The sequence below is a fragment of the Streptomyces sp. PT12 genome (assembly GCF_003311645.1).
In the GTDB taxonomy this organism is placed as follows: domain Bacteria; phylum Actinomycetota; class Actinomycetes; order Streptomycetales; family Streptomycetaceae; genus Streptomyces.
Window position 1 is genome coordinate 127,824 of the sequence record NZ_QEST01000236.1, and the last position, 22,725, is coordinate 150,548.

Annotated in this window: 27 protein-coding genes and 1 pseudogene; 17 read left to right on the forward strand and 11 right to left on the reverse strand. The window is 71.2% G+C overall.

The features are described 5' to 3' along the window. Positions 1–171: 171 nt before the first annotated feature. Both DEH69_RS26025 and DEH69_RS26030 read left to right on the forward strand, forming a co-directional pair. Complete coding sequence (locus DEH69_RS26025) at positions 172–594, forward strand: DUF485 domain-containing protein (RefSeq protein ID WP_113689431.1); 423 nt, start codon at positions 172–174, stop codon at positions 592–594. Then, a complete protein-coding gene (locus DEH69_RS26030) occupies positions 591–2,294 on the forward strand; it encodes a cation acetate symporter (RefSeq protein WP_113689432.1) in 1,704 nt (567 codons plus the stop codon). Before DEH69_RS26025 ends, DEH69_RS26030 begins: the two co-directional genes overlap by 4 nt. A gap of 222 nt (positions 2,295–2,516) precedes the next feature. Here the strand turns inward: DEH69_RS26030 and DEH69_RS33715 are convergent. The 11 genes and pseudogenes from DEH69_RS33715 to DEH69_RS26085 all read right to left on the reverse strand — a co-directional run. Continuing rightward, a pseudogene (locus tag DEH69_RS33715) lies at positions 2,517–2,711 on the reverse strand (DUF397 domain-containing protein); the annotation flags it as partial. A 22-nt stretch (positions 2,712–2,733) separates the two neighbouring features. Next, positions 2,734–3,621, reverse strand: a complete 888-nt coding sequence (locus tag DEH69_RS26040) for a helix-turn-helix transcriptional regulator (RefSeq protein ID WP_113689433.1) — start codon at positions 3,619–3,621, stop codon at positions 2,734–2,736. 176 nt (positions 3,622–3,797) lie between these two features. Continuing rightward, on the reverse strand, positions 3,798–4,100 hold the full coding sequence (locus tag DEH69_RS26045; RefSeq protein WP_147255857.1) for a hypothetical protein: 303 nt from the start codon (positions 4,098–4,100) through the stop codon (positions 3,798–3,800). Beyond that, entirely contained in the window at positions 4,097–4,432 is a 336-nt protein-coding gene (locus DEH69_RS26050) for a hypothetical protein (RefSeq protein ID WP_113689435.1), read from the reverse strand. Before DEH69_RS26050 ends, DEH69_RS26045 begins: the two co-directional genes overlap by 4 nt. A gap of 302 nt (positions 4,433–4,734) precedes the next feature. Then, entirely contained in the window at positions 4,735–5,007 is a 273-nt protein-coding gene (locus tag DEH69_RS26055) for a hypothetical protein (RefSeq protein WP_113689436.1), read from the reverse strand. Further along, positions 5,004–5,408, reverse strand: coding sequence for a hypothetical protein (locus DEH69_RS26060; RefSeq protein ID WP_147255858.1), 405 nt, complete (start codon positions 5,406–5,408; stop codon positions 5,004–5,006). The genes DEH69_RS26055 and DEH69_RS26060 overlap by 4 nt, the downstream gene beginning before the upstream one ends. A 307-nt stretch (positions 5,409–5,715) precedes the next feature. Beyond that, positions 5,716–6,909 carry a helix-turn-helix domain-containing protein gene (locus DEH69_RS26065; RefSeq protein WP_113689438.1) on the reverse strand — a complete coding sequence of 398 codons (1,194 nt, stop codon included), beginning with the start codon at positions 6,907–6,909 and terminating at the stop codon, positions 5,716–5,718. 84 nt (positions 6,910–6,993) lie between these two features. After that, complete coding sequence (locus tag DEH69_RS26070; protein WP_147255860.1) at positions 6,994–7,242, reverse strand: hypothetical protein; 249 nt, start codon at positions 7,240–7,242, stop codon at positions 6,994–6,996. A gap of 313 nt (positions 7,243–7,555) precedes the next feature. Continuing rightward, complete coding sequence (locus DEH69_RS26075) at positions 7,556–8,746, reverse strand: helix-turn-helix domain-containing protein (protein WP_258534964.1); 1,191 nt, start codon at positions 8,744–8,746, stop codon at positions 7,556–7,558. A gap of 138 nt (positions 8,747–8,884) precedes the next feature. Then, the gene (locus tag DEH69_RS26080; RefSeq protein WP_147255862.1) at positions 8,885–9,334 is read right to left on the reverse strand and encodes a hypothetical protein; all 450 of its coding nucleotides are present in this window, start codon (positions 9,332–9,334) and stop codon (positions 8,885–8,887) included. Continuing rightward, positions 9,331–9,570, reverse strand: a complete 240-nt coding sequence (locus DEH69_RS26085) for a hypothetical protein (RefSeq protein ID WP_309302906.1) — start codon at positions 9,568–9,570, stop codon at positions 9,331–9,333. Before DEH69_RS26085 ends, DEH69_RS26080 begins: the two co-directional genes overlap by 4 nt. Before the next feature lie 149 nt (positions 9,571–9,719). Here DEH69_RS26085 and DEH69_RS26090 point away from each other — a divergent pair, with 149 nt between their 5' ends. From DEH69_RS26090 to rpsC, 15 genes are all read left to right on the forward strand, one after another. Further along, the gene (locus tag DEH69_RS26090) at positions 9,720–10,373 is read left to right on the forward strand and encodes an NAD(P)-dependent oxidoreductase (protein WP_113689442.1); all 654 of its coding nucleotides are present in this window, start codon (positions 9,720–9,722) and stop codon (positions 10,371–10,373) included. Positions 10,374–10,561: 188 nt separating this feature from the next. Next, complete coding sequence (locus DEH69_RS26095; RefSeq protein ID WP_113689443.1) at positions 10,562–12,796, forward strand: MMPL family transporter; 2,235 nt, start codon at positions 10,562–10,564, stop codon at positions 12,794–12,796. A gap of 67 nt (positions 12,797–12,863) precedes the next feature. Continuing rightward, the gene (locus DEH69_RS26100; protein ID WP_220131342.1) at positions 12,864–13,979 is read left to right on the forward strand and encodes a DUF5954 family protein; all 1,116 of its coding nucleotides are present in this window, start codon (positions 12,864–12,866) and stop codon (positions 13,977–13,979) included. Between the two features lie 69 nt (positions 13,980–14,048). Continuing rightward, a complete protein-coding gene (locus DEH69_RS26105; protein WP_258534965.1) occupies positions 14,049–15,125 on the forward strand; it encodes a sensor histidine kinase in 1,077 nt (358 codons plus the stop codon). After that, positions 15,122–15,871, forward strand: coding sequence for a LytTR family DNA-binding domain-containing protein (locus tag DEH69_RS26110; RefSeq protein WP_113689444.1), 750 nt, complete (start codon positions 15,122–15,124; stop codon positions 15,869–15,871). The genes DEH69_RS26105 and DEH69_RS26110 overlap by 4 nt, the downstream gene beginning before the upstream one ends. Positions 15,872–15,904: 33 nt before the next feature. Next, a complete protein-coding gene (locus DEH69_RS26115; RefSeq protein WP_113689445.1) occupies positions 15,905–16,363 on the forward strand; it encodes a hypothetical protein in 459 nt (152 codons plus the stop codon). After that, positions 16,360–17,823 carry a cation acetate symporter gene (locus DEH69_RS26120; protein ID WP_113689446.1) on the forward strand — a complete coding sequence of 488 codons (1,464 nt, stop codon included), beginning with the start codon at positions 16,360–16,362 and terminating at the stop codon, positions 17,821–17,823. The genes DEH69_RS26115 and DEH69_RS26120 overlap by 4 nt, the downstream gene beginning before the upstream one ends. Positions 17,824–18,308: 485 nt before the next feature. Further along, positions 18,309–18,617: a 30S ribosomal protein S10 gene (gene rpsJ / locus DEH69_RS26125; protein ID WP_016473429.1), complete on the forward strand. Its 309-nt coding sequence runs from the start codon at positions 18,309–18,311 to the stop codon at positions 18,615–18,617. 16 nt (positions 18,618–18,633) lie between these two features. Further along, entirely contained in the window at positions 18,634–19,278 is a 645-nt protein-coding gene (gene rplC / locus DEH69_RS26130; protein ID WP_113689447.1) for a 50S ribosomal protein L3, read from the forward strand. 8 nt (positions 19,279–19,286) lie between these two features. Beyond that, complete coding sequence (rplD, locus tag DEH69_RS26135; protein WP_113689448.1) at positions 19,287–19,964, forward strand: 50S ribosomal protein L4; 678 nt, start codon at positions 19,287–19,289, stop codon at positions 19,962–19,964. Next, complete coding sequence (rplW, locus tag DEH69_RS26140; RefSeq protein WP_113689449.1) at positions 19,964–20,302, forward strand: 50S ribosomal protein L23; 339 nt, start codon at positions 19,964–19,966, stop codon at positions 20,300–20,302. Before rplD ends, rplW begins: the two co-directional genes overlap by 1 nt. 36 nt (positions 20,303–20,338) lie before the next feature. Continuing rightward, positions 20,339–21,175, forward strand: a complete 837-nt coding sequence (rplB, locus tag DEH69_RS26145; protein ID WP_113689450.1) for a 50S ribosomal protein L2 — start codon at positions 20,339–20,341, stop codon at positions 21,173–21,175. Between the two features lie 11 nt (positions 21,176–21,186). After that, positions 21,187–21,468 (forward strand): 30S ribosomal protein S19, encoded by a 282-nt coding sequence (gene rpsS / locus DEH69_RS26150; RefSeq protein ID WP_113689451.1) that lies wholly within the window; start codon positions 21,187–21,189, stop codon positions 21,466–21,468. A 52-nt stretch (positions 21,469–21,520) separates the two neighbouring features. Then, positions 21,521–21,868 (forward strand): 50S ribosomal protein L22, encoded by a 348-nt coding sequence (gene rplV, locus DEH69_RS26155; protein ID WP_113689494.1) that lies wholly within the window; start codon positions 21,521–21,523, stop codon positions 21,866–21,868. Further along, positions 21,868–22,722, forward strand: a complete 855-nt coding sequence (gene rpsC, locus DEH69_RS26160) for a 30S ribosomal protein S3 (protein WP_113689452.1) — start codon at positions 21,868–21,870, stop codon at positions 22,720–22,722. Before rplV ends, rpsC begins: the two co-directional genes overlap by 1 nt. The last annotated feature ends 3 nt before the right edge of the window (positions 22,723–22,725 follow it).

A 22,725-nucleotide genomic window follows, 5' to 3' on the forward strand; every position in this document is an offset into this window, starting at 1 on the left:
TACGTCGCGGAACGGGGCCTCGTCGCGTGCGGGCCCCTCGGTCGAGCGTCCCCTTGTCGTCCGCTCGGCGCTCATTACGACCGCTCGGCGCGCGGTGCCGGGCGCCCGGTGTCCTTCCGGTGTGACGCTCCTTACATTTCCCGGAGCACTCCCCTCGACCAGGAGCCGGTGATGACGACGACGCACTCCGTGCCGGAAGGCAGCGATCCCCCGCCGCAGGGCGGAGGGGGGAATCCACCCTCCGAGAGCGAGGTGGAGGCCCGCTCGGTCCTGCTGCACGACGACCCGCGCTTCAAGGAGCTGCGCTCGCGGCTGCTGCGGTTCGTGGTGCCGGCGAGCATCGCCTTCCTCGCCTGGTACCTGCTGTATGTGCTGATGTCCGCCTACGCGGGCGGCGTGATGTCCACCCAGGTCGTGGGCAGCGCCAACATCGCGCTCTTCTTCGGCCTGGCGCAGTTCGTGACGACGTTCGGCATCGCGGTCCTCTACTCCCGCTACGCCAACCGCCGCTTCGACCCGCTGGCCGACGAGCTGCGCGAGGAACTCGAGGGCGGGGCCGCCGTCCCCGGCGCCCGTAAGGGGGAGGACGCATGAACGTCATCGCTCAGGACGCCACGAACCAGGAGCGGCTGATCACGGTCATCCTGTTCGCGGTCCTCATCGCCATCACCCTCGGGGTGACCGTGTGGGCCAGCAGGCAGACCAAGTCGGCCACCGACTTCCACTCGGGCGGGCGCGGCTTCACCGGCATCCAGAACGGCTTCGCGATCGGCGGCGACTACATGTCGGCCGCGTCGTTCCTCGGCATCGCGGGAACGATCGCGCTGTTCGGCTATGACGGCTTCCTGTACTCGATCGGGTTTCTGGTCGCCTGGCTGGTGGCCCTGCTGCTGGTCGCCGAACTCCTGCGGAACTCCGGCCGTTTCACCATGGCGGACGTCGTCTCGTACCGGATGAGGCAACGCCCGGTGCGCACCGCGGCCTCGGTCTCCACGCTGACGGTGTCGATCTTCTACCTGCTGGCCCAGATGGTGGGCGCGGGCGCGCTGGTGGCGCTGCTGCTCGGCATCGAGGAGGGCGAGACCTACCTCGGGATGAGCGCGGATGTCGCCAAGATCGTCGGCATCGTGGTCGTCGGTATCCTGATGGTCACCTATGTGTCGTTCGGCGGCATGACCGGCACCACGTGGGTGCAGATCATCAAGGCCGTGATGCTGATGGGCGGCGCACTGCTGGTCAGCCTGCTCGTCCTGTCGATGTACGACTTCAACTTCGGCTCGCTCATGAACGACGCGGCGGCATCGAGCGCCGCGGGTGACGCGTTCCTCGAACCGGGGCAGCGCTATGGCGTCGAAGTGGCGGGCGACGCCTGGCAGACGATGGTCAACAAGCTGGACCTCATCAGCCTCGGCCTGGCGCTGGTGCTCGGCACCGCGGGCCTGCCGCACATCCTGATCCGCTTCTACACGGTCCCCGACTCCAAGACCGCGCGGAAGTCGGTCAACTGGGCCATCGGCATCATCGGCACCTTCTACCTGCTGACCCTGATCCTGGGCTTTGGCGCGGCGGCGGTGGTCGGGCACGAGGCGATCACGGAGCAGAACACCGCGGGCAACACCGCGGCGCCGCAGCTGGCGCAGGCGGTCGGCGACCACTTCGGCGGCGACTTCTGGGGCGCGGTGATGCTGGCGTTCATCGCGGCGGTGGCGTTCGCGACGATCCTGTCGACGGTCGCGGGTCTGACCATCGCCTCGTCGTCCTCGCTGGCGCACGACTTCTACAACAGCGTGCTCCGCAAGGGGCAGGCGAGCGAGCAGGAGGAGGTGCGGGTGGCGCGGTTCGCGGCGATCGGGGTGGGCGCGATCTCCATCGTGCTGGCGGTCTTCGCGCAGGACCTCAATGTGGCCTTCCTGGTGGCGCTCGCGTTCGCGATCGCCGCGTCGGCCAACCTGCCGACGATCCTGCTGAGCCTCTTCTGGAAGCGGTTCAACACCAGGGGCGCGGTGTGGGGCATCTATGCGGGCCTGATCAGCTCGGTCGGCCTGGTGTTCTTCTCGCCCGTGGTGTCGGGCAAGGGCGTGGACGCGGCGGGGAACAACCTGTCGCTCTTCCCGGAGAGCGTGGACTTCTCCTGGTTCCCGCTGGAGAACCCGGGGCTTGTCTCCATCCCCGTCGGGCTGCTCTTCGCGATCATCGGGACCCTGACGTCGAACGAAAGCGATCCGAAGCGTTTCGCCAAGCTCCAGGTCAGGGCGCTGACCGGTGCCGGGGCCGAGCGGGCGACCACCCACTGAGCCGACCGGCCACCGGGCCGACCCCCCGCTGAGCGGACCACCCCCTGGGCGGCTCTCCCCCCCTCAGCCGCCCACCGCCGGGAATCCCCGCCCGGCTCCCCGCCCGGGGTCCTGAGCTTCCCCTCTCAGGGCCCCGGGCCCCTTGCTGTCCGGGTGCCCCTGCCGCACACCATTCGGACCCGTTGTGCCAACCTCGCCTGGGGAACCGCTCATCGTGAATCGCTACGCGTTCTCATGTGGAGGGTCCGATTCGCTCGATGGGGAAGCGCGGTTGATGTAGGTCGCGGGCTGCGGCACACGGCACCCGCCCTGAACCGGGAGGCCGTCCTCCCCGAACGTGCTGTCCCGCGTCGCGACCACATCGGTCATGCGGGCCACCTCGACACACTGTCCGTTGGCTTCGGGGCGCGAGGAGTTGGTCCATGCCGCTCCCGTTGCGTCAGCCCTGTTCGTGGGTCTCTGCCAGTTCCGTGAGGAGGCTCCTGGACGCCTCCTCGCTCAGCGACGTGTCCCACATGTCGGTGAACGCCGCGTCGTACTGGGCGATCTCGTGCGGCCGGTCGAGATAGAGGTCGCCCGTGTCCCCGTCGGCGTAGACGGTGGGTGGCTCGGTCTCCTTGCCGTCGCCACCCTGCGGGAACCGCAGGATGGTGAACGACCGTGAGAGCAGGCCCCGGTGGGCCCCTGCCTTTGTCGGGATCACCCGGATTGCCACGTTGTCCCGCGTGGAGACCTCGGCCAGGTGGCGCAGCTGCCTTGCCATCACGGTGCCCGCGCCGATCGGACGGTGCAGTAGCGCCTCGTCCAGCACCACCCGCAGCCACGGTGGGGCGGTCACCCGGGTGACCAGGCGCTGCCGCGCCATCCTCAGGCGCACCCGGCGCTGGATCTCCTCCTCGTCCGCGTCGGAATGGGCCGCCCGGATGATGGCGCGTGCGTACTCCTCGGTCTGGAGCAGTCCGGGCACCACGTCCCCGCGATAGATCGACATCTGGGAGGCGGCGCCCTCCAGGCTGCTGAAGACGTCGAACCCCTCGGGAATCGTGTCTCCGAAGGCGTGCCACCAGCCCCGGGCCTTGCTCTCTCTCGCCAGGCCCACCAGCGCCTTGGTGGTCTCCTCCGGCGCGCCGTAGATCCCGCACATGGTCTGAACGTCATGGCTGCGCATCGAGGTGAGCCCGGATTCGATCCGCCACATCTTCGCCTCGGACCATTCCAGCTTCCTCGCCGCCAGCCTGAGCGTGAGCCGCGCATCGGTGCGCAACTCCCGCAGATGCCGCCCGAGTTGCCGCCTCGGAACGGTCGATCCCGGCATCGCTTCCCCCATGAGACTCCTTTCCTCGTTCAGTGTTGTTGGGGTGCCCCGGGGGCGCTCGCAGGGATCGAGCGCCGCGCCGTGGGCGGGCCGCCCGGGACCAGCCGTCCCGGGCAGGGTGGAGCCCCTGCCGCCGTCCGGGCCGCACCCCTCCCCGGGACGCGACCTCACAGACGACGACAGGGGGATCAGGGGTGGCCGCTCGCCCCGGCGCTCAGCGGGTTGGTAGCGCGCTGGCGTCGCGTCTCCGCGTAACGTCTGGCGCGCGGCGCGATGAACCCCGGCAGCTGGGAGATGTGGCGGCTGGCCCACAGCACCGTGAAGCAGCCCATGTGGAACGACTCTCCCCCGTGGAAGTGCAGCAGCTTGCCCCCGCCTGCCAGCGCGCTCATGTCGCACACGGTGTAAGGCCGTCCCCCGACGACCAACTGGTCACCGACCCTGACCGTGGCCGCGGTGATCTCGATCGCGACCATTCCGGTGGGGTTCATCGCGTCATCACCGCCAGGGCGATGACGATGACGAGGGCGCAGCCGACGACGACCTGGGCGATGATCTCCGCCCGGGTGGGCGGGGGTGGGCGGAGGGCTGTCTCCCAGAAGGTGCGGGGTCGTAGGCCGGGTGGGTTGGCGCGCCAGACGGTGAGGGTGGTGCGGTGAGACATGACGAACAGGGCACCCGAGGTGAGCCCCAGTTTCATCCCGCCGTGGACCCGGGTGCGCGTCATGACCTTGAAGTACTGGTCGCCGATGGTGAGTACATCCCCGGTGAGGACCGATGCCGTGGTGACCTCGACATGTCGCACGCCGCTGGCCGCGGACATCCGCCGCCGCAGGCGGCGTCGCCAGCGGGTGGGCCGGGAGATGTGCGAGGGGTGGGGCCGGGTCGGGGGCCAGAAGAGGAACGGCCAGAAGATGACGGACTCCGGAAGGTCATCGTGATGGACAAGGACTGGCCGCCCGCCCCGGTCGTGACCAGGCCGGGGCGGGCGGGTGCCCCGGGGCGCGCAGAGGAGGAAGCGGCTCCGGGATGTCCGCCCGGTCGTGGGCCGGGCGGGCTTGGGCCTGCTGTCACCCGGGCCGCGTACCTTCCCCGGTGGGGCGGCCTCACGGGTGACAGCAGGGGTCAGGGGCGGTGGTGCGGCTGCTCGGCCAGATGCGGCGGGCGGTCGCGCTCGCTCTCGTCGGCGCGCGCCATGGCGTAGAGGCGGCGCACGCAGCGGGGGCAGGCGTAGGCGGGCGCGGTCGCGATCCCGTTCGGCCCTGCGATGGAGACGGGTCCGATCCAGACCACGGGCTGAAGGGTCTCGGGGTCGCAGCCCAGCCAGCAGCGGCCGTTGACGGGCTGGTCGTTGCCCCGGTCAGGATCGCGGAGATAGAGATCGATCGCGCCGTTCACCGCGCCTTCCGGGTGGCGTGGTTCGCCCGTCGGGCGGCTTCCCGCAGGTGTGCGACGGTGGCGCGGGCGGCGTCGTGGGCGGCGTGCCGCTGGTCGGCGTCGAGCGTGCGGTCCTTCGTGCGGGCCACGGCGGCCAGCAGCCGCCCGACCGGGGCCGCGAGCACGGGCGACTCGCCCAACGGCGCGAGCGTGGCCACCAGTTCACCCGGAACGATCTCCGGATAGGGCAGCCGTGCCCCGTCGTGGCGCAGCGGGTGGAAGGTGAACGGGATCAGCCGCTCGCGCGCCAGACAACCCCGGCACGCGCGGTGCGTCCATCCGCCACCCGACCCGGCATGGTGCACCGCCACCACGACCAGCGGCGGCATCGTCGTCCCGCACGACGCACAGCGCTCCGTCACGACCCACCGCCCGAACCCACGCGGGCGGCGCGGTCGCGCACCCGCTCCGGGCAGCCGAGACACAGAACAAGCGGCATCGCGGGCGGGCAGTCCCGCCCAACAATCACCGTGATCGGTGGGTCGTCGGACAACGGCGGCGGCGCGGGCTCGGGTGGGGGTGTGCGGGGTGTAGACGTCATGGTTCGGCTCCTGTGACGTGTCGATCACTGACCGTCCGGTGTGCCGAACCTATGCCTGCCCTCGCGCAGCCTCAATGGTAGTTTGACTATCTGTCACGGCGAAGTACCAGGTGGTAGCTATATGGGAGCTACATAGGCAGGCCGATCGCATCGGCGAGCCGCCGCATCTCTGGTGTCAACGTCCTTCGCTTGGCCACGATCTTGCCCAGGATGTCCTTGGCGTACTGCTGATTGGCCAACCACGACGGCGCGCGCGCGTTGACCTCCAACAGCGTCTCCATGGCCTCACCGTAGCTCCGCAGCTGGGCATGCGCATGGGCCACATCGAGCAGATGCCGGTTCGCGTTGCCGTCCGAAGGAAGCCGACGGCGAGGGACGACCGCAGCCGTCTGTTCCGCGAGCGCCAGACCACGGTCTGGCTGGTCCGTGATGACGAAGTTTTCAACGCGCTTGTGCGCCACAACTGTCGGGCTCCAGCGGTTCATGCGGCGACCGTAGGGAAGATCCCTGCCGGTCATCACAGCTGCCCCCTGCGCCATCTTCAGCGCGGTCGCGGCCTCGCCAGGACGGTTGTCCCGGGTACTCGCCGCCGCCACCTTCAACAGGAGGAACCCCCACGCCGCCAGGTCATCGGGCGTCGCCCGGGAGACACGACGTGGCTCTACGTCGTCCGCCCACCGAGTGGCCAGCTCCCGAGCCTCTGTGAGATGCCCGCGCCGGAGCAGGAGCCAGCAGCGCGTGTTGACGATCCCTGCCGCCGTCGTTGCGTCCGGCGCCTCGTCAAGGGCACGTTCCAGCGCGGTGTCGGCAGCGTCCCAGTGCCGGACCTGCGTGAGTACGGACCCCGTGAAGCCGAGCACCCGAGCCCGCACGTCGCGGGCGTCCGAAGTGTCACCTAGCGCGTCCGCGTCACGAAGAAGAGGCGGCAACTGCTCAGCGAGCGTTGCGAAGTCGTCGGCGAAGTAGGAGGCGCGCGCGGCGCTCAACTCCCGCTCGATACCCGGCACAGTGGGCTCCGGCATTTCGGTCAGCCCGGGTGGGCGCTCAACTGCCCGTTGAACCCGCAGCCACGCTTCATCGGGCCGGGCGGCCGGTGCTGGCGTCTCGCCGCCGCCCAGCAGGCGGGAAGTCGGCACACGCAGCGCGGCACCGAGCTTACGCGCGGTCTCCATCCGGGTGCCGTCCTGCTCGCCTTGCTCCAGTTTCCGGATGGTTGAGAGCGAAACACCAGAGGCGTGGGCGAGGTCTCGTTGCGACATGCCGCGCCGCTTGCGAAGTTCCTTCAGGTGGTCGCCGATGTGCTTGTCAGTGGTCTCGGGCATACTGACTCCCGTTGTTCCGTTTGGCGTCGACAATCCAAACGGTACCCCCGCCCCGATGGGCGGGAACAGCGAACAGCCCCTCCATCACCCTGCGGTGACGGAGGGGCTGTTATGCTGCGCCTCCCCCGGCAGTGGGTGCAGCTCACTGCGGGCGGCGAGCCCGCGCAGCTGCACCACGATGGCGCGGGCCTCGTCGTGCGCCGCGTGCATCTCGTCCGCGTCGAGCGTGCGGTTCTTCGTGCGGGCGATGGCGGCCAGCAGCCGCCCGATCGGCGCGGCCAACACGGGCCGCTCCCCCAACACCGCGAGCCGGGCGAGCAGTTCGTTCGGCACGACGCGCACCGCCCGCCCACGACCCACCGCCCGCCCACATGTGCCCGGCGAGCGACGGAACGCGGCCGCGACAGCCGAGACACAGAACAAGCGGCATCGCGGGCGGGCAGTCCCGCCCAACAATCACCGTGATCGGTGGGTCGTCGGACAACGGCGGCGGCGCGGGCTCGGGTGGGGGTGTGCGGGGTGTAGACGTCATGGTTCGGCTCCAGTGACCGTCTTGGTGCTGACAGTCACAGCGTGCCCGCACGCAACAGACGTGGTGTTACCGCGCTGGCAACAGCACCTCTATTGACATACCGTCATGGATGCATTACACGCCGCACCAGGCCGCGTACTCCCTCAACTCATCCGACGGCGCGCGGCGAGCGCGCAGCAGCGTGCCCACCGTCTCGTGCACCCCTGGGTGATAACGCGTTTGCTGCGACGCCACCTCGCGGGCCGTCACCAGCGACCGCAGTGCCGCTTCGGGGCGTGCCGTCCATGCCTCGGCGCGGGCCCGCGACGCCCAGTACGACGCCGCCCGAGCCTTCGGGTAGTCGTCCGGGAGCCGGAGCGCCTCGGCCACCCTCAGCGCCTCGCCGTGCTCCTCCTGATCGGCGGCCACCGACATCGTGTGGATGGACACGTTCGCGGGGCCGAAGACGAGCCCGTAGTCGTCCAACTCGCCGGTCTGCTCCGCGAGTTCCCCGGCGGCACCGAGGAGGTCGGGCACCGCTCCGGCTGCCCCGGCGCGGCGGGCGAGGACTGACGCCTCGAGGTACAGCGCCCCACGCACGGCCCGCGTCGCAGTGGTCCTATCGTCGTCCAGGTCGCGCAACGCCTGCCGGACCAGCCGGTATCCCTTGTCGTGCCGGGCACCGTCCCCCAGGAGCCGGGCCCGGTCCCATCGCTCGATCGCGACCTGCCGAGGGTCCCCGGAGTGGGGGGCTGCGGCCGACATGCGACCGAGGGCATGCCGGGCCAGATCGACGAAGCCGAGTCGGCGGGTCGCCACGTAGGTGGTGCGGCCGAGCTCGGCCTGGAGCCAGTACGCGCGCTCACGGTCCCGGCCTGGTCGGTCGTGGAGCAACGTCGCGTGGTTGACCTCGCTGATGAGCGCGGGCAGTGCCTCGGCGAGCTCGAACTGCTGGCCTGCCTCGCGCTTGTCGTCGAGTGCGCGCACTTCCGCTTCGAGGACCGACAGTGGTCGGGGTGGCGGGTCGTCCTCGTCGGGGGCGATGTCCCAGTCGTCCAGCGCGCTGGCGATCGGCGAGAGCAGGCCGTCGAGTTGGTCCTGCTGGATCATGTGGATGTACGGCTGGCCGTGCAGAACGGACACGTTGACGCTGAGGGCGCGGGCGATCGCCGCCACGATCGACGGGGAGGCGTAGCGCTTGCCCTTCTCGATACGGGAGATCTGCGCCGCCGAGACGTGCGCTCGGGCGCCCAGCTCGCGGAGCGAGTAGCCGCGCAGGAGCCTGATTTCCTCGATCCTCGATCCGACGCCCTCTATGGCTGGCACTGGCGGTGATGGCATAGTGGTGCTCCGGTCGTTGCCGTCCTTGGGGTGACACATGGACGGTACCCGCCGCTTGGCGGGCGGGAACAGCGAGCGGCCCCACCATCACCCTGCGGTGACGGAGGGCCGTTGTGCTGCGGGCTACCGGCTGCGTCGTCCGGGGCAGGGCACGCCGGGGCGAGGGCACAGCACCAACTGCCGTCCTGCGAACGCTTTGTGGCTGCTGGTGTATCCGAACGTCACGTCACCGGGCTGCCGAAGCCTTGATGCAGCGAACTCCAGCCTCGGCGTGACGGGGTCACCGCCGTAGTAGGCGGCCACCTGCGCGGGGAACGGTTGCGCTTCCAACTGCTCCCGCAGCCACTCCAAGGCAGCGTCGACCTCGCCCGCGGCGAAAATCCGGTCGGTGGGCTGCCCGGTCAGATACGCAGTGACCGACTGGCCCGGCGGGTGGTCCCGCGCTGTCCACGCAATGCCGTGGACGTGCCAGTCCACACCATGCCAGGGCGGAGTGGGGTCGTCGTCGCCGGGCTGCTCGTCGTCCTCGTCACCGTTCCATATGATCCACATGCGGAAGACGTGCGCCGTCACCGCCGTGCGGTCACGGCGCACCAGCGGGCGCACCGCAGCATGCGGGAGCGCAGCGGGTCGTTTGGCTCGTCCGTCGTCAGGCCCGCGTGCCGCAGCAAGCCCTGCACCATCGGCAGCGCCATCACGCGCGTGACTCCGGAGGCCCCGGCCAGGACGATGCCGACACGGGCGGCCGTCGAGGGGATGCCTGCGGCGTCGACCAGCAGCGGCAGCCCCGCCGCCACGGCGACCACCACCTGAATCACGGTGGGGCGCGTCGCGCGGGCCCGTTGACCCGCGTGCCCGCCTCGCCGTGCGCGGGGGATGGGCCGGTGGCAGGCTGTGTGGGGGTACCCCCCAGGCCCCGGACCTGGGGGAGAAGCGCGGCGAGCCCAGGGAGGCGGCCATGGCCACCATCGCGATCTTCGGGGCGAACGGCGCCATCGGCCACCGGGTGCTCCGCGAGGCGCTCGACCGAGGCCACCGGGTCACCGCGGTGGTGCGCGAGCCCGCGTCCGTCCCCGACGAGCACGAGCGGCTGGACGTGGCGCGCGGCGACGTGCTCGACCCGGCCTGTGTGAGCGCGGTGGCCGAGGGGCGTGACGTGGTGGTGAGCGCGGTGGGCGGGCGGGACGGCGCGGGGGCGCAGGCGGTGTTGCGGCCCGCGGCGCAGGCGCTGGTGGCCGGGCTGCACGCGCTGGGTCCCAAGGCGCCGCGGCTGATCACGGTGGGCGGCGCGGGCTCGTTGCGCACCAGGCGGGGGCGCCCGCTGTGGGACGCGCCCGGCGTCCCTGACGAGGCGCGGCGCGTCATGCGCGCGCACGGCGACGCGCTGGCCTATCTGCGGGCCGGGGCGGGGGAGTTGCGGTGGACGACCGTCTCGCCCGCCGCCGATGTGGCGCCGGGGGAGCGGACCGGGGAATACCGCACGGCCTATGACGAGCCGGTCGCCGACGACGCGGGGGTCAGCCGCATCTCCATGGAGGACTTCGCTGTGGCGGTCGTGGACGAGATCGAGGAGGGCCGCCACACCGGGCGGCGCTTCACCGTCGGATACTGAGTCCGGGCCCCCGCGGGCCGATGCGCGGCGGCCGCAGCGGATGGTGGCGTCTGGTACAGATTCTGTCAAGGGTGCTGGCGCCCCGATGTGGGTGGCCCAACGCCCCCCGGGGGTAGACCTGTTGACACTCTCCGTGTGGGGGGCCCAACGGCTGGGGCGCGGCCCTTCCCCTTTCTAACGTCGAGTGCATGACACGTGATGTGAAGGACATACCGAAAGGGATCGCCGCCCGGCTGGGTGGCTGGAGCACACGGCACCGCAGGGCGGCCATCGCCGGGTGGTTACTCCTCGTCGTGGTCGCGGCCGTGGTGGGCGGGGCGACCGGGGCCAGGGAGATGACGGACTCCGAGCGGGGCGCGGGCGACTCGGGCCGCGCCGACGAGATCCTGGAGGACACGGACCTCGTCAGCCCGGCCGCCGAGCAGGTGCTCATCCGCAGCGCCGAGCCCGACGGCTGGGTGGCCGCCGCCGATGAGCTGGTCGCGGGGATCGAGGCGACGGGCGAGGTGCTCGGCGTTCAGGAGCCGCTGCGCTCCGAGAGCGGGCACGAGGGCCTGATCGGCTTCGCGATGGACGGCGACCCGGCCACCGCGGGCGACCGGGTCGAGCCCGTGATCGAGGTCGTCGCCGAGGTCGCCGAGGCCCATGACGACCTGGAGATCCACCAGTTCGGCAGGGCGAGCGCCGATGCCGCGCTGGCCGACATGCTGTCGGAGGACCTGAGGACGGCGGAGTTCACGGCCGTTCCGCTGGCCCTCGGCATCCTGCTCGTGGTCTTCGGCGCGCTGGCCGCCGCCCTGTTGCCCGTCTTCCTCGCGCTGACGGCCTGCGCGGGCACGTTCGGCCTGCTGGCGCTCGCCTCCCACCAGGTGCCGATCTTCGAGTCGACCAGCTCCGTGATGTTCCTGGTCGGCCTCGCGGTCGGCGTCGACTACTGCCTCTTCTATCTGCGCAGGGAACGGGACGAGCGCGCCGCGGGGCGGGACGCCGGGACGGCGCTGCGGATCGCGGCGAGCACCAGCGGCCGCGCCGTGCTGATCTCCGGCGTCACCGTGATGCTGGCGATGTCCGGGATGTTCCTCTCGGGTCTCATGCTCTTCCACGGCTTCGCGGTGGCCACCATCCTGGTGGTGCTGCTGGCCATGGTCGGCTCGGTCACCGTGCTGCCCGCCACGCTCTCGTGGCTCGGCGACCGCGTCGAGGCCGGGCGCGTTCCGCTGCTCCACCGGCGCTCGCGCGGGGGCGGCGGCCAGGCGCGCCCCCGCGGCAGGGTCGTGGGGGCGCTCATCCGGCTGGTGCTCGCGCGGCCCAAGGCCGCCGCGGGCGTCTCGGGCGTGGTGCTGCTCGTGCTGTGCGCGCCCGCGCTGGGCATGAAGACCGAACTCCTGGGCCTGGAGAAGCAGTTCGGCTCCGAGGCGGAGCTGAGCGTGGCGTACTCCGAGATCAGCGAGAGCTTCCCAGGCGGGCCCGCGCCCGCCGAGGTCGTGGTGCGCGCCGACGACGTCACCGCGCCCGGGTTCGCCGACGCGCTCACCGCGTTCGAGCAACGGCTCGTCGACGCGGGGCAGTTCGGCGAGGCCGTTGAGGTGACGGTGCACGAGGAGGAGAACGTCGCCGTCATCGACGTCCCGCTGGCCGGGTCGGGCTCCGACGACGCCTCGCGCGACGCCCTCGCGACGCTGCGCGGCACGGTGGTGCCCGAGACGCTGGAGCCGGTGGCCGCCGAGGCGTATGTGGGCGGTGACCTGGCGAACTCGGAGGACTTCAACGACCAGCTCGGCCAGGACCTCTTCCCGGTCCTGCTGTATGTCGCCGCGATCACCTTCGTACTGATGCTGCTGAGCTTCCGATCGCTCCCGATCGCGTTGGCCTCGATCCTGCTCAACCTGCTCTCGGTGGGCGCGGCGTTCGGCGCGATGACCGCGGTCTTCCAGCACGGCTGGGGCGCCGACCTGCTCGGCATGGAGCCCGCGGGCTCGATCGAGGCGTGGATGCCGCTGTTCGTCCTGGTGATCCTCTTCGGGCTCTCCATGGACTACCACGTCTTCGTCGTCTCCCGGATCCGCGAGGCGCACGACCGCGGGCTCGCCAACCGCGACGCCATCACCGATGGCATACGCGCCACGGCCGGGCCCGTGATCGGGGCGGCGGCGATCATGATCGCGGTCTTCGCCGTCTTCGCCCTGCTGCGGATGCAGGACATGCAGCAGATGGGCATCGGCCTCGCCGTCGCCGTCCTGGTCGACGCCACCCTGGTGCGGATGGTGCTGCTCCCGGCCCTGATGTCGCTGCTGGGTGAGCGCAGCTGGTACCTGCCGCACGCGCTCTCCTGGCTCCCGAGGATCAGCCACGGGGAAACGGCCGAGACGGCCCCGCGGCAGGGAGAACACCGGCGGGAGGACGTGAACATGGGGGCAAGTTAGCCCCTCCCTCGGGGGGACTTTGTGTAATCGACTGACCGCGCCGCGGGTTTGCCCTCACACTGAGCGCATGGAGGATCACCCCAAGAGCCCACCGCGTCATCTCACCTTCCGCGTGACACACCGGGACGATCCGGTCTCCGAGGTCGTCGAGCAGGACGCCATGCGCGCCGCGGAACGTTACCCCCATGTGATCGTCCGTGGGCCCGTCTTCGGATTCGCCGAGCAGCGACCCGATGACGGGCCCGCGTGGCGTCTGCTGAGCGACGTCGTGGACGGCTTCGCGCAGCACTCGCGCGACGGGCTGAACTCGTACCTGTGGTTCAAGGCCAGGGACGAGACCCGCCCAGGCGACCCCTACCGCGAGCAACTGCTGGCCGCCGTCGCCCGGCTGGAGACCGAGCCGCTGGACGAGCTGTGGGTCGGCGACGTCAGGTACCGCGTCGTGCGCGGCGACGAGTTCGCCCGCATCGGCGACGACGGGCTCGAAGGCCCGCGCCCCACCGACCCCGACGACCCCTCGCGCGACATCGGGGACCGCAGCCGCCGCGAGACGGTCAGCCGCACCAAGGGCTTTGTCATCGACCACGCCAGGCCCACCGGGATCATGGAGAGCCTTCAGCGCATGGAGCTGCTGTCGCTGCACTACGAGGCGACGCGCATCCCCGAGGACGTCCGCGAGGACTCGCGCCGCGCGCTCACCACCCACCCCGGCGTCGTGCTGCTGCCCGCGACGTTCACCTTCGCCGAGCGCAAGGCCAACGCCTGGGAGCCGATGGCGGGGCCCCAGTCCACGCCGCACGAGGCGCGCACCACGCTCTACAACTACCTCTCGGAGTTCCTGCCCAAGCTGGAGCAAGGGGTCTCCCCCGAGGACGCCGAAGCCTACGCCCGCGCGGCCGAGACCTACCGGAAGGGGCCGCCGAGCGACGCGCTCGACGTGCTGGGGCGGCGCTTCAGCATCATCCGCGTCGAACGCCTGATGCGCATCGGCCCCGACGGTCCCGAGACCCCGCGCCCCACCGATAGGGACCCCTATGGCCCGATGCAGATCCACCCGCCGCTCGCCGAGGTCGAGGAGTACCAGAGGCGGAAGAAGGCCGAGGGCGAGGGCGCCGGGGCCGCGGGCGAGGGCGCCGAGGGCGCCGGGCACGAGGGCGAGGGCGCCGCGCGTGGGGGCGAGTGAGCGCCCCCACGGGAAGCGCCCCTTGTCAGGGGCCTACTCCCTTCGCCCGCACTCGGCTAGCGTGCGGCCATGCTGGACCGGATGCGCCGACGGCGGCCCGACGAGGGCCTGACCATGCGCGTGCTCACCGTGGTCCAGGACATAGACACCGACCTGCGCGACGGCCTCGGCGGCCGGGGCGCGCCCGCGGCCGCCCGGCGGCTGCGTCGGCTGCTGGCCGCCGAGGCCGTGGTGCTCGCAGGGCTCGACGGGACCGTCGCCGTCGCGGGCCCCGACCCCGACCCCGACGAGCTGGCCGCGCTCCTCGCCCAGACCTATGAGAACGGCACCCCCGCCCACCGCCCGCCCTGGTCCGCCGTCCCGCTGATCGTCGCGGGCGAGCTGTCGGGCGCGCTCGCCGTCCGCGAGGGCGCCGAGGCCGAGCTCGCCGCCCTCGGCACGCTGGTGTCCCGCTCGCTCGACCACGCCGCGCTGCGCCGGGCCAGGGGCCGCATCGCCCAGGCCGAGCTGCGGACGCTGCGCGCCCAGATCTCCCCGCACTTCCTGCACAACGCGCTCTCCGTCATCGGCGCCCGCATCCGCACCGACCCCGCCCGCGCCCGCACGCTGCTCAACGACTTCGCCGACTATCTGCGCTACAGCTTCTCCGTCCAGGGCGACTACGCCACCGTCGCCGACGAACTCCAGGCGATCCAGACCTACTTGGAGCTGCAACGCGCCCGCTTCGACGACCGTATGGAGCTCTCGGTGCGCATGGCCCCCGAGATCCTTCCGGTCGCCATCCCCTTCCTCGTCATCCAGCCGATCGTGGAGAATGCCGTACGACACGGCCTCGAACCCAAGCCGGGCCCCGGCTCGATCAGCGTCTCGGGCTTCGGCGAGGGCCCGCTGTGCGTGATCGAGATCGAGGACGACGGGGTCGGCATGGAGCCGGAGTTCGCCCAGGCCATCCTCGCGGGCTCGGGCGGCCGCCCGGTTCTCTCGCCCGACACGGGCCGCGCGAGCGTCGGCCTCGCCAACGTCGACCAGCGGCTGCGGACCGTGTACGGCCCCGAGTACGGGCTGGTCATCGAGACGGCCCCCGGCGGCGGCACCAAGGTCGTCATCCGGGTGCCGCGCTTCATGCGGGGGGTGGTCGCGAATTGACCGGACAGGCGCTGCGCGCGCTCGTCGTGGAGGACGAGGCGTCCACCAGGGAGGAGCTGGCCGACATGCTGGCCGCCTTCCCCGAGATCCACGCGGTCGCCGAGGCGGACGGCGGCGAGGAGGCCATGCGGCTGCTCGGCACCGAGACGTTCGACGCGGTGTTCCTCGACATCTCCATGCCAGGGCTCGACGGCATGGCCGTCGCCCGCGTGCTGAGCATGCTCTCCACGCCGCCCGCCATCGTGTTCGTCACCGCGTCCGAACACCACGCGGTCGAGGCGTTCGGCATCGGCGCCACCGACTACCTGCTCAAGCCCATACGCCACGAGCGCCTGGCGGAAGCCGTCTCGCGCGCCGGCGCGCAGCACCGCCCGAGCGCCGGGCCGCCGCCCGCGGACGAGCTGTCCGTCGTCCAGATCGAGAGCGGGCGGCACACGCTCTTCGTGCACCGCGACGACATCCAGTTCGCCGAGGCGCACGGCGACTACGTCAGGCTGCACACCGCCGACGAGTCCCACCTCATCCGGCTCTCCCTCAGCTACCTGGAGGAGGTCTGGGCCCCCGCGGGCTTCGTGCGCGCCCACCGCGGCTACCTCGTCGCCATCCGCTGGGTCCGCGACCTGCGCGTCACCAGCTCGTCGGGGCTGCTCGCCTCGACCCCGGCGGGCGACGTCCCGGTCAGCAGGCGCCACGCCCGCGCGCTCAAGGAGCGCCTGCTCGCCGCGGTGCGGGACGAGACGAGATGACCCGGGAGACACCATGAGGCAGGGGGAGCGCGCATGAGTGGCCCGCGCCGGGTCAGGGTCACGAGCCCGCAGACCAGGATCGCCCTCTCGCGCGGCCACAGGCCCGCCCAGCACCTGCTGCCCCAGCCCGTCCCCGGCTCGCCCGACGAGGGCGAACTCGCCCGCGCCCGCGCGGTGTTCCACCGCCAGCGGCGGCTCACCGCGCGCACGCTGTGCCTGCTCGGGCTGCTGCTCTTCGGCCTGAGCGGGCTGCTCGGCGCCGCCGCGGGGCTCGGCCGCGTCAGCGTCCTTGGCATCCCCGTCTCCTGGCTCCTGCTGATGGCCGCGAGCTACCCCCTCCTGCTGGTCATCGCCGTGTTCCACGTCCGCGGCGCCGAGCGGATCGAGCGACCGGGACGCCGCGAGAGACCGCAGCGACTCGAGAGACCGCAGCGACTCGAGAGACCGCAAGGACCCGATAGATCAGGACGACCCGATAGATCAGGACGATGACGGCGCTGCTTGCGATCGGCCTGCTCTTCGCCGCGAGCATGGCGATCGGCGTCTACGGCGTCCGCGCCACCCGTTCGACCACCCCCGACTTCCTGGTCGCCTCCCGCCGCGTCTCGCCCGGCTGGAACGCCATGGCCATCGCGGGCGAGTACGTCTCCGCCGCCTCCGTCCTCGGCCTCGCCGGGCTCATGCTCAAGAACGGCATCGGCACGCTGTGGTACGCCGTCGGCTTCACCGCGGGCTATGTCGCCGTCGCCGCCCTGGTCGCCGGTCCGATGCGCCGCTCCGGCGCGTACACCGTCCCCGACTTCGCCGACTACCGCCTCGGCTCCGAGCGCATCCGCAAGCTGTGCGCCGTCATCGTGCTGGTCATCATGTGGCTCTATCTCGTGCCGCAGTTCAAGGGCGCGGGCGTCGTGCTCCACCTGGTCAGCGGCACGCCCTACTGGGTCGGCGTCGTGCTCGCGGGCGCCGTGGTCACCGCGTCGATCGCCGCGGGCGGCATGCGTTCGGCCACCTATGTGCAGGGCTTCCACTACGTGGTGAAGCTGCTGTTCATCGCCGTCCCCGCGGTCTTCCTCGTCGCCCACGCCGGGGACGGGGCGCGCACCGAGGCGCTGCGCATGGACGTCTCCGACTGGAGCCGCCCGCTGCTCGACCTGGAGAGCTCGGGCCAACCCCTGCTCGCCACCTGGTCGGTGCTGCTCGCCACCACCCTGGGCGCGGTCGGGCTGCCGCACGTCGTCATGCGCTTCCACACCAGCGCGTCGGCGTGGATGGCCCGCAGGGTCGCGGTCGGCGTGATCGTGCTGCTCGGCGTCTTCTACCTCTTCCCCGCCGTCTACGGGCTGCTCGGGCGGGTGTTCACGCCCGAGCTCGTCAACGGCGGCGACACGGACACGGTGACGGTGGTGCTCCCTGGCGAGATCGTGCCGGGCACATGGGGCTCGGTGCTCACCGCGGTGGTGGCGGCCGGGGCGTTCGCGGCGTTCCTCTCCACGTCCTCGGGGCTGCTGATGGCGCTCGCCGGCGGGCTCTCGCACGACCTGACCCGCCCCAGCGTGCCGCGCCTGCGGCTCGCGGTGGCCGCGGGCGCGCTCGTCGCCGTGCTGCTGTCGCTGCCCGCGCAGCGCGTGGACATCAACGTCGCGGTGGGCTGGGCGTTCGCCGTGGCCGCCTCGACGTTCTGCCCGCTGCTCGTGCTCGGCATCTGGTGGCGCGGCCTCACCCCCGCGGGCGCGGCCGCGGGGCTCGCGGCCGGGGTGTGCGCGGCGACGGGCTCCGCGCTCGCCTCCGTGCTCACGGACCCCGGCCCCGGCTGGCTCGTCGTGCTGCTCGCCCAACCCGCGGCCTGGACCGTCCCGCTGGCGTTCGCCGTGATGATCGGCGTCTCGCTGCTCGGCCGCCCGCCCGAGTGGGCCGAACGCGCGGTGCTGCGGCTGCACAGCCCGAGCGCGTGAGAGCGCCCCCGCGCGTCAACGCCGCGCACCGCCCGGCGCGTTGACGTGACCAACGCCACAGCCTCAGGGCATGGACGGATGGGTCGGGCGTCCCCTCGGCCCCGGGCCGATTGGCACGCGTGGCGGGCCTTGTGGCACACTGACCAGGTTGCTCGGTTGAGAGTCGATGCCGCGCGCCTCCCGCCGGGAGGACTGGAAGCGAGTCCCACTGTATTCGTCGCTCCATATACGCCCTGATCAGGGCAGGGGCGGAAATACCGGGATCTTCCGGGAAGCGTGGGCGACGTATCGACCAGGCGCCCGGTGGAAGTTCTCCCCCCACTCCTCGCAGAGGAAACCTCCTCCAGCCGCTCGGCCGGGAGGTTCTTTAGCGGTGACCCATGGGAGCGAGCGCGACACGCCCGACCGCGTGGGTCGGCAGGAGCGGGGCTCGGAAGACGCCCGCCGGGGGCCAGGGCGCAAGAGACAGGGATTACGAAGCAGCCATGGCGGGACAGAAGATCCGCATCAGGCTCAAGGCCTACGACCACGAGGTCATCGACAACTCGGCGAAGAAGATCGTCGAGACGGTGACCCGCACGGGTGCGTCGGTCGCGGGCCCGGTGCCGCTGCCCACAGAGAAGAACGTGTACTGCGTCATCAAGTCGCCGCACAAGTACAAGGACTCGCGCGAGCACTTCGAGATGCGCACCCACAAGCGTCTGATCGACATCCTCGACCCGACCCCCAAGACCGTTGACTCGCTGATGCGCCTCGACCTTCCGGCCGGCGTCGACATCGAGATCAAGCTCTGAGAGGCGCGGAAGAGAGATGACCAAGCAGATCAAGGGCGTCCTGGGCGAGAAGCTCGGCATGACCCAGGTCTGGGACGACAACAACCGAGTCGTTCCCGTGACCGTCGTCAAGGCCGGGCCCTGCGTCGTCACCCAGGTGCGCACCAACGACAGGGACGGCTACGAGTCCGTCCAGATCGCGTTCGGCGAGATCGACCCCCGCAAGGTGAACAAGCCCCTCAAGGGCCACTTCGCCAAGGCCGATGTCACCCCCCGCCGCCACCTGGTGGAGATCCGGACCGGCGACGCCGCCGAGTACACGCTCGGCCAGGAAGTCACCGCCGAGGTCTTCGAGTCCGGCGTCCGCGTGGACGTGACCGGCACCAGCAAGGGCAAGGGCACCGCAGGCGTCATGAAGCGCCACGGCTTCGGCGGCCTCGGCGCCTCGCACGGCACCCAGCGCAAGCACCGCTCGCCCGGCTCCATCGGCGGCTGCGCCACCCCGGGCCGCGTGTTCAAGGGCCTGCGCATGGCCGGCCGCATGGGCAACGAGCGCGTCACCACCCAGAACCTGACCGTCCACGCCGTTGACGCGGAGAAGGGCCTGCTGCTCATCAAGGGCGCGGTCCCCGGCCCCAACGGCGGCCTCGTCCTGGTCCGCACCGCGGCCAAGGGGGCCTGAGTTAAGCCATGAGTACCCCGAAGAACATCGACATCCTCTCGCCCGCGGGCGAGAAGGCCGGCACCGTCGAGCTGCCGCCGGAGATCTTCGACGCCAAGGTCAGCGTTCCGCTGATGCACCAGGTCGTCGTCGCCCAGCTGGCCGCCGCGCGCCAGGGCACCCACAAGACCAAGACCCGTGGCGAGGTCCGCGGCGGCGGCAAGAAGCCGTACCGCCAGAAGGGCACGGGCCGTGCCCGCCAGGGCTCGGTGCGCGCCCCGCAGTTCACCGGCGGTGGCGTCGTGCACGGTCCCGTGCCGCGCGACTACTCGCAGCGGACCCCCAAGAAGATGAAGGCCGCGGCCCTGCGCGGGGCGCTCACCGACCGCGCCCGCCACGACCGCATCCACGTGGTCACCGGCGTCGTGGACGGCGAGATCTCCACGCGCGCCGCCCGCACGCTGCTCGGCAAGATCAGCGACCGCAAGAAGCTCCTGCTGGTCGCCGAGCGCACCGACGAGACGGCGTGGCGCTCCGCGCGGAACCTTCCGCAGGTGCACCTCATCGACCCGGGCCAGCTCAACACCTACGACGTCCTCGAGTCCGACGACGTGGTGTTCACCAAGGCCGCCTTCGACCGCTTCGTGGCGGGCCCGACGGCCGCCGGCGTCGCGCTCGACAAGAAGCCCGAAGGGAGTGACGCCTGATGAGTGACGCGCTCACCGCCGCCGACATCTCGAGCAAGCACTTCCCGGACCACCACGACATCCTGATCAAGCCCGTGGTGTCCGAGAAGAGCTACGCGCTCCTCGACGAGAACAAGTACACGTTCATCGTCGACCCGCGCGCCAACAAGACCCAGATCAAGCAGGCCGTCCAGGCGGTCTTCTCGGTCAAGGTCACCTCGGTCCACACCATCAACCGGCAGGGCAAGCGCAAGCGGACCCGCACCGGCTACGGCAGGCGCGCCAGCACCAAGCGCGCCATTGTGACCCTCGCCGAGGGCGACAGCATCGACATCTTCGGCGGGCCGATCGCCTCCTAGGCGACGGCCCGTCCGATACCGGACGAGGACACAACAATGGGAATCCGCAAGTACAAGCCGACGACTCCGGGCCGTCGTGGCGCCAGCGTCGCCGACTTCGTCGAGGTCACGCGGTCCACGCCGGAGAAGTCGCTGGTCCGCCCCCTGCACAGCAAGGGTGGCCGGGACAACGCCGGTCGCGTCGCCGTGCGCCACCAGGGCGGTGGCCACAAGCGCGCCTACCGCGTGATCGACTTCCGCAGGCACGACAAGGACGGCGTGCCGGCGAAGGTCGCGCACATCGAGTACGACCCGAACCGCACCGCGCGCATCGCGCTCCTGCACTACGCGGACGGCGAGAAGCGCTACATCATCGCGCCGGCCACCCTCAAGCAGGGCGACCGCGTGGAGAACGGCGCCGGGGCCGACATCAAGCCAGGCAACAACCTGCCGCTGCGCAACATCCCGGTGGGTACCGTCATCCACGCCATCGAGCTCCAGCCGGGCGGCGGCGCCAAGTTCGCCCGCTCCGCGGGCGCCTCGGTGCAGCTGCTCGCCAAGGAGGGCCGCATGGCCCACCTGCGCATGCCCTCGGGCGAGATCCGCCTGGTCGACGTCCGCTGCCGCGCCACCGTGGGCGAGGTCGGCAACGCCGAGCAGTCGAACATCAACTGGGGCAAGGCTGGCCGGATGCGCTGGAAGGGCGTCCGGCCGAGCGTCCGCGGCGTCGTGATGAACCCCGTCGACCACCCGCACGGCGGTGGCGAGGGCCGGACCTCGGGTGGTCGCCACCCGGTCTCGCCCTGGGGCAAGAAGGAAGGCCGTACGCGCTCGCCGAAGAAGGCGAGCAACAAGTACATCGTCCGCCGCCGCAAGACGAACAAGAAGCGCTAGGAGCAGGTGCGATGCCGCGCAGTCTCAAGAAGGGGCCCTTCGTCGACGACCACCTGATCAAGAAGGTGGACGCGCAGAACGAGTCCGGTTCCAAGAACGTCATCAAGACCTGGTCGCGCCGCTCGATGATCGTCCCGGCGATGCTGGGCCACACCATCGCGGTGCACGACGGCCGCAAGCATGTCCCGGTGTTCATCAACGAGTCGATGGTCGGCCACAAGCTCGGCGAGTTCGCGCCGACCCGCACCTTCCGCGGCCACGTGAAGGACGACCGCAAGTCGCGGCGGCGCTGAGCGGGGTGTGCAGATCATGACCGACTCCCCGACCGACACCGAAGGGACAACCATGGAAGCCAGGGCTATCGCGCGGCACATCCGCGTCACGCCCATGAAGGCCCGCCGTGTGGTGGACCTCATCCGGGGCATGGACGCCACGGAGGCCCAGGCGGTCCTGCGCTTCGCCCCGCAGGCCGCCAGCGTTCCGGTGGGCAAGGTGCTGGCCAGTGCCATCGCCAACGCGACCCACAACTACAACCACCCGGATGTCGACACCCTCTACATCAAGGAGGCGTACGTCGACGAGGGTCCGACCCTGAAGCGGTTCCAGCCGCGAGCCCAGGGCCGCGCCTACCGGATCCGCAAGCGGACCAGCCACATCACGGTGGTCGTCAGCAGCAAGGAAGGGACCCGGTAATGGGCCAGAAGGTAAACCCGCACGGGTTCCGTCTCGGCGTCACGACCGACTTCAAGTCGCGCTGGTACGCCGACAAGCTGTACAAGGACTACGTCAAGGAAGACGTCGCCATTCGCCGCATGCTGACGCAGGGCATGGAGCGTGCGGGCATCTCCAAGGTGGAGATCGAGCGCACCCGTGACCGCGTCCGCGTCGACGTCCACACCGCGAGGCCCGGCATCGTCATCGGCCGCCGCGGCGCGGAGGCCGACCGGCTCAGGGGCAACCTGGAGAAGCTGACAGGCAAGCAGATCCAGTTCAACATCCTCGAGGTCAAGAACCCCGAGCTTGACGCCCAGTTGGTGGCCCAGGCGGTCGCCGAGCAGCTGTCGTCCCGCGTCTCGTTCCGGCGTGCCATGCGCAAGTCGATGCAGAGCACGCTCAAGGCCGGCGCCAAGGGCATCAAGATCCAGTGTGGCGGCCGCCTCGGCGGCGCCGAGATGTCCCGCTCGGAGTTCTACCGCGAGGGCCGCGTTCCCCTGCACACCCTGCGCGCCAACGTGGACTACGGCTTCTTCGAGGCCCGCACCACCTTCGGGCGCATCGGCGTCAAGGTCTGGATCTACAAGGGCGACGTCAAGAACATCGCCGAGGTCCGCGCCGAGAACGCCGCCGCCCGCGCGGGCAACCGCCCGGCGCGCGGTGGCCCCGGCGGCGGCGGCGACCGCCCGGCCCGTGGCCGTGGCGAGCGCGGCGGCCGCGGCCGCAGGCCGCAGCAGCAGGGCGCGCCCGCCGCCGAGGCTCCCAGGGCCGAGGCCCCCGCCGCCGCCCAGGGCGGCGAGAGCGCGTCCGGAACGTCCGGAACGGAGAGCTGAGAC

What these genes read in the sequence shown, in the direction of transcription:
- DEH69_RS26050 (WP_113689435.1), bottom strand. Translation starts at nt 4,432, where the DNA reads ATGTCCGCGGCCAGCGGCGTGCGACATGTCGAGGTCACCACGGCATCG.
- rpsS (WP_113689451.1), top strand. Translation starts at nt 21,187, where the DNA reads ATGCCGCGCAGTCTCAAGAAGGGGCCCTTCGTCGACGACCACCTGATC.
- DEH69_RS26090 (WP_113689442.1), top strand. Translation starts at nt 9,720, where the DNA reads ATGGCCACCATCGCGATCTTCGGGGCGAACGGCGCCATCGGCCACCGG.
- DEH69_RS26040 (WP_113689433.1), bottom strand. Translation starts at nt 3,621, where the DNA reads ATGGGGGAAGCGATGCCGGGATCGACCGTTCCGAGGCGGCAACTCGGG.
- rplW (WP_113689449.1), top strand. Translation starts at nt 19,964, where the DNA reads ATGAGTGACGCGCTCACCGCCGCCGACATCTCGAGCAAGCACTTCCCG.
- rplD (WP_113689448.1), top strand. Translation starts at nt 19,287, where the DNA reads ATGAGTACCCCGAAGAACATCGACATCCTCTCGCCCGCGGGCGAGAAG.
- DEH69_RS26100 (WP_220131342.1), top strand. Translation starts at nt 12,864, where the DNA reads ATGGAGGATCACCCCAAGAGCCCACCGCGTCATCTCACCTTCCGCGTG.
- rplB (WP_113689450.1), top strand. Translation starts at nt 20,339, where the DNA reads ATGGGAATCCGCAAGTACAAGCCGACGACTCCGGGCCGTCGTGGCGCC.
- DEH69_RS26120 (WP_113689446.1), top strand. Translation starts at nt 16,360, where the DNA reads ATGACGGCGCTGCTTGCGATCGGCCTGCTCTTCGCCGCGAGCATGGCG.
- rplV (WP_113689494.1), top strand. Translation starts at nt 21,521, where the DNA reads ATGGAAGCCAGGGCTATCGCGCGGCACATCCGCGTCACGCCCATGAAG.
- DEH69_RS26025 (WP_113689431.1), top strand. Translation starts at nt 172, where the DNA reads ATGACGACGACGCACTCCGTGCCGGAAGGCAGCGATCCCCCGCCGCAG.
- DEH69_RS26095 (WP_113689443.1), top strand. Translation starts at nt 10,562, where the DNA reads ATGACACGTGATGTGAAGGACATACCGAAAGGGATCGCCGCCCGGCTG.
- rplC (WP_113689447.1), top strand. Translation starts at nt 18,634, where the DNA reads ATGACCAAGCAGATCAAGGGCGTCCTGGGCGAGAAGCTCGGCATGACC.
- rpsC (WP_113689452.1), top strand. Translation starts at nt 21,868, where the DNA reads ATGGGCCAGAAGGTAAACCCGCACGGGTTCCGTCTCGGCGTCACGACC.
- DEH69_RS26045 (WP_147255857.1), bottom strand. Translation starts at nt 4,100, where the DNA reads ATGAACCCCACCGGAATGGTCGCGATCGAGATCACCGCGGCCACGGTC.
- DEH69_RS26105 (WP_258534965.1), top strand. Translation starts at nt 14,049, where the DNA reads ATGCTGGACCGGATGCGCCGACGGCGGCCCGACGAGGGCCTGACCATG.
- DEH69_RS26065 (WP_113689438.1), bottom strand. Translation starts at nt 6,909, where the DNA reads ATGCCCGAGACCACTGACAAGCACATCGGCGACCACCTGAAGGAACTT.
- rpsJ (WP_016473429.1), top strand. Translation starts at nt 18,309, where the DNA reads ATGGCGGGACAGAAGATCCGCATCAGGCTCAAGGCCTACGACCACGAG.
- DEH69_RS26115 (WP_113689445.1), top strand. Translation starts at nt 15,905, where the DNA reads ATGAGTGGCCCGCGCCGGGTCAGGGTCACGAGCCCGCAGACCAGGATC.
- DEH69_RS26030 (WP_113689432.1), top strand. Translation starts at nt 591, where the DNA reads ATGAACGTCATCGCTCAGGACGCCACGAACCAGGAGCGGCTGATCACG.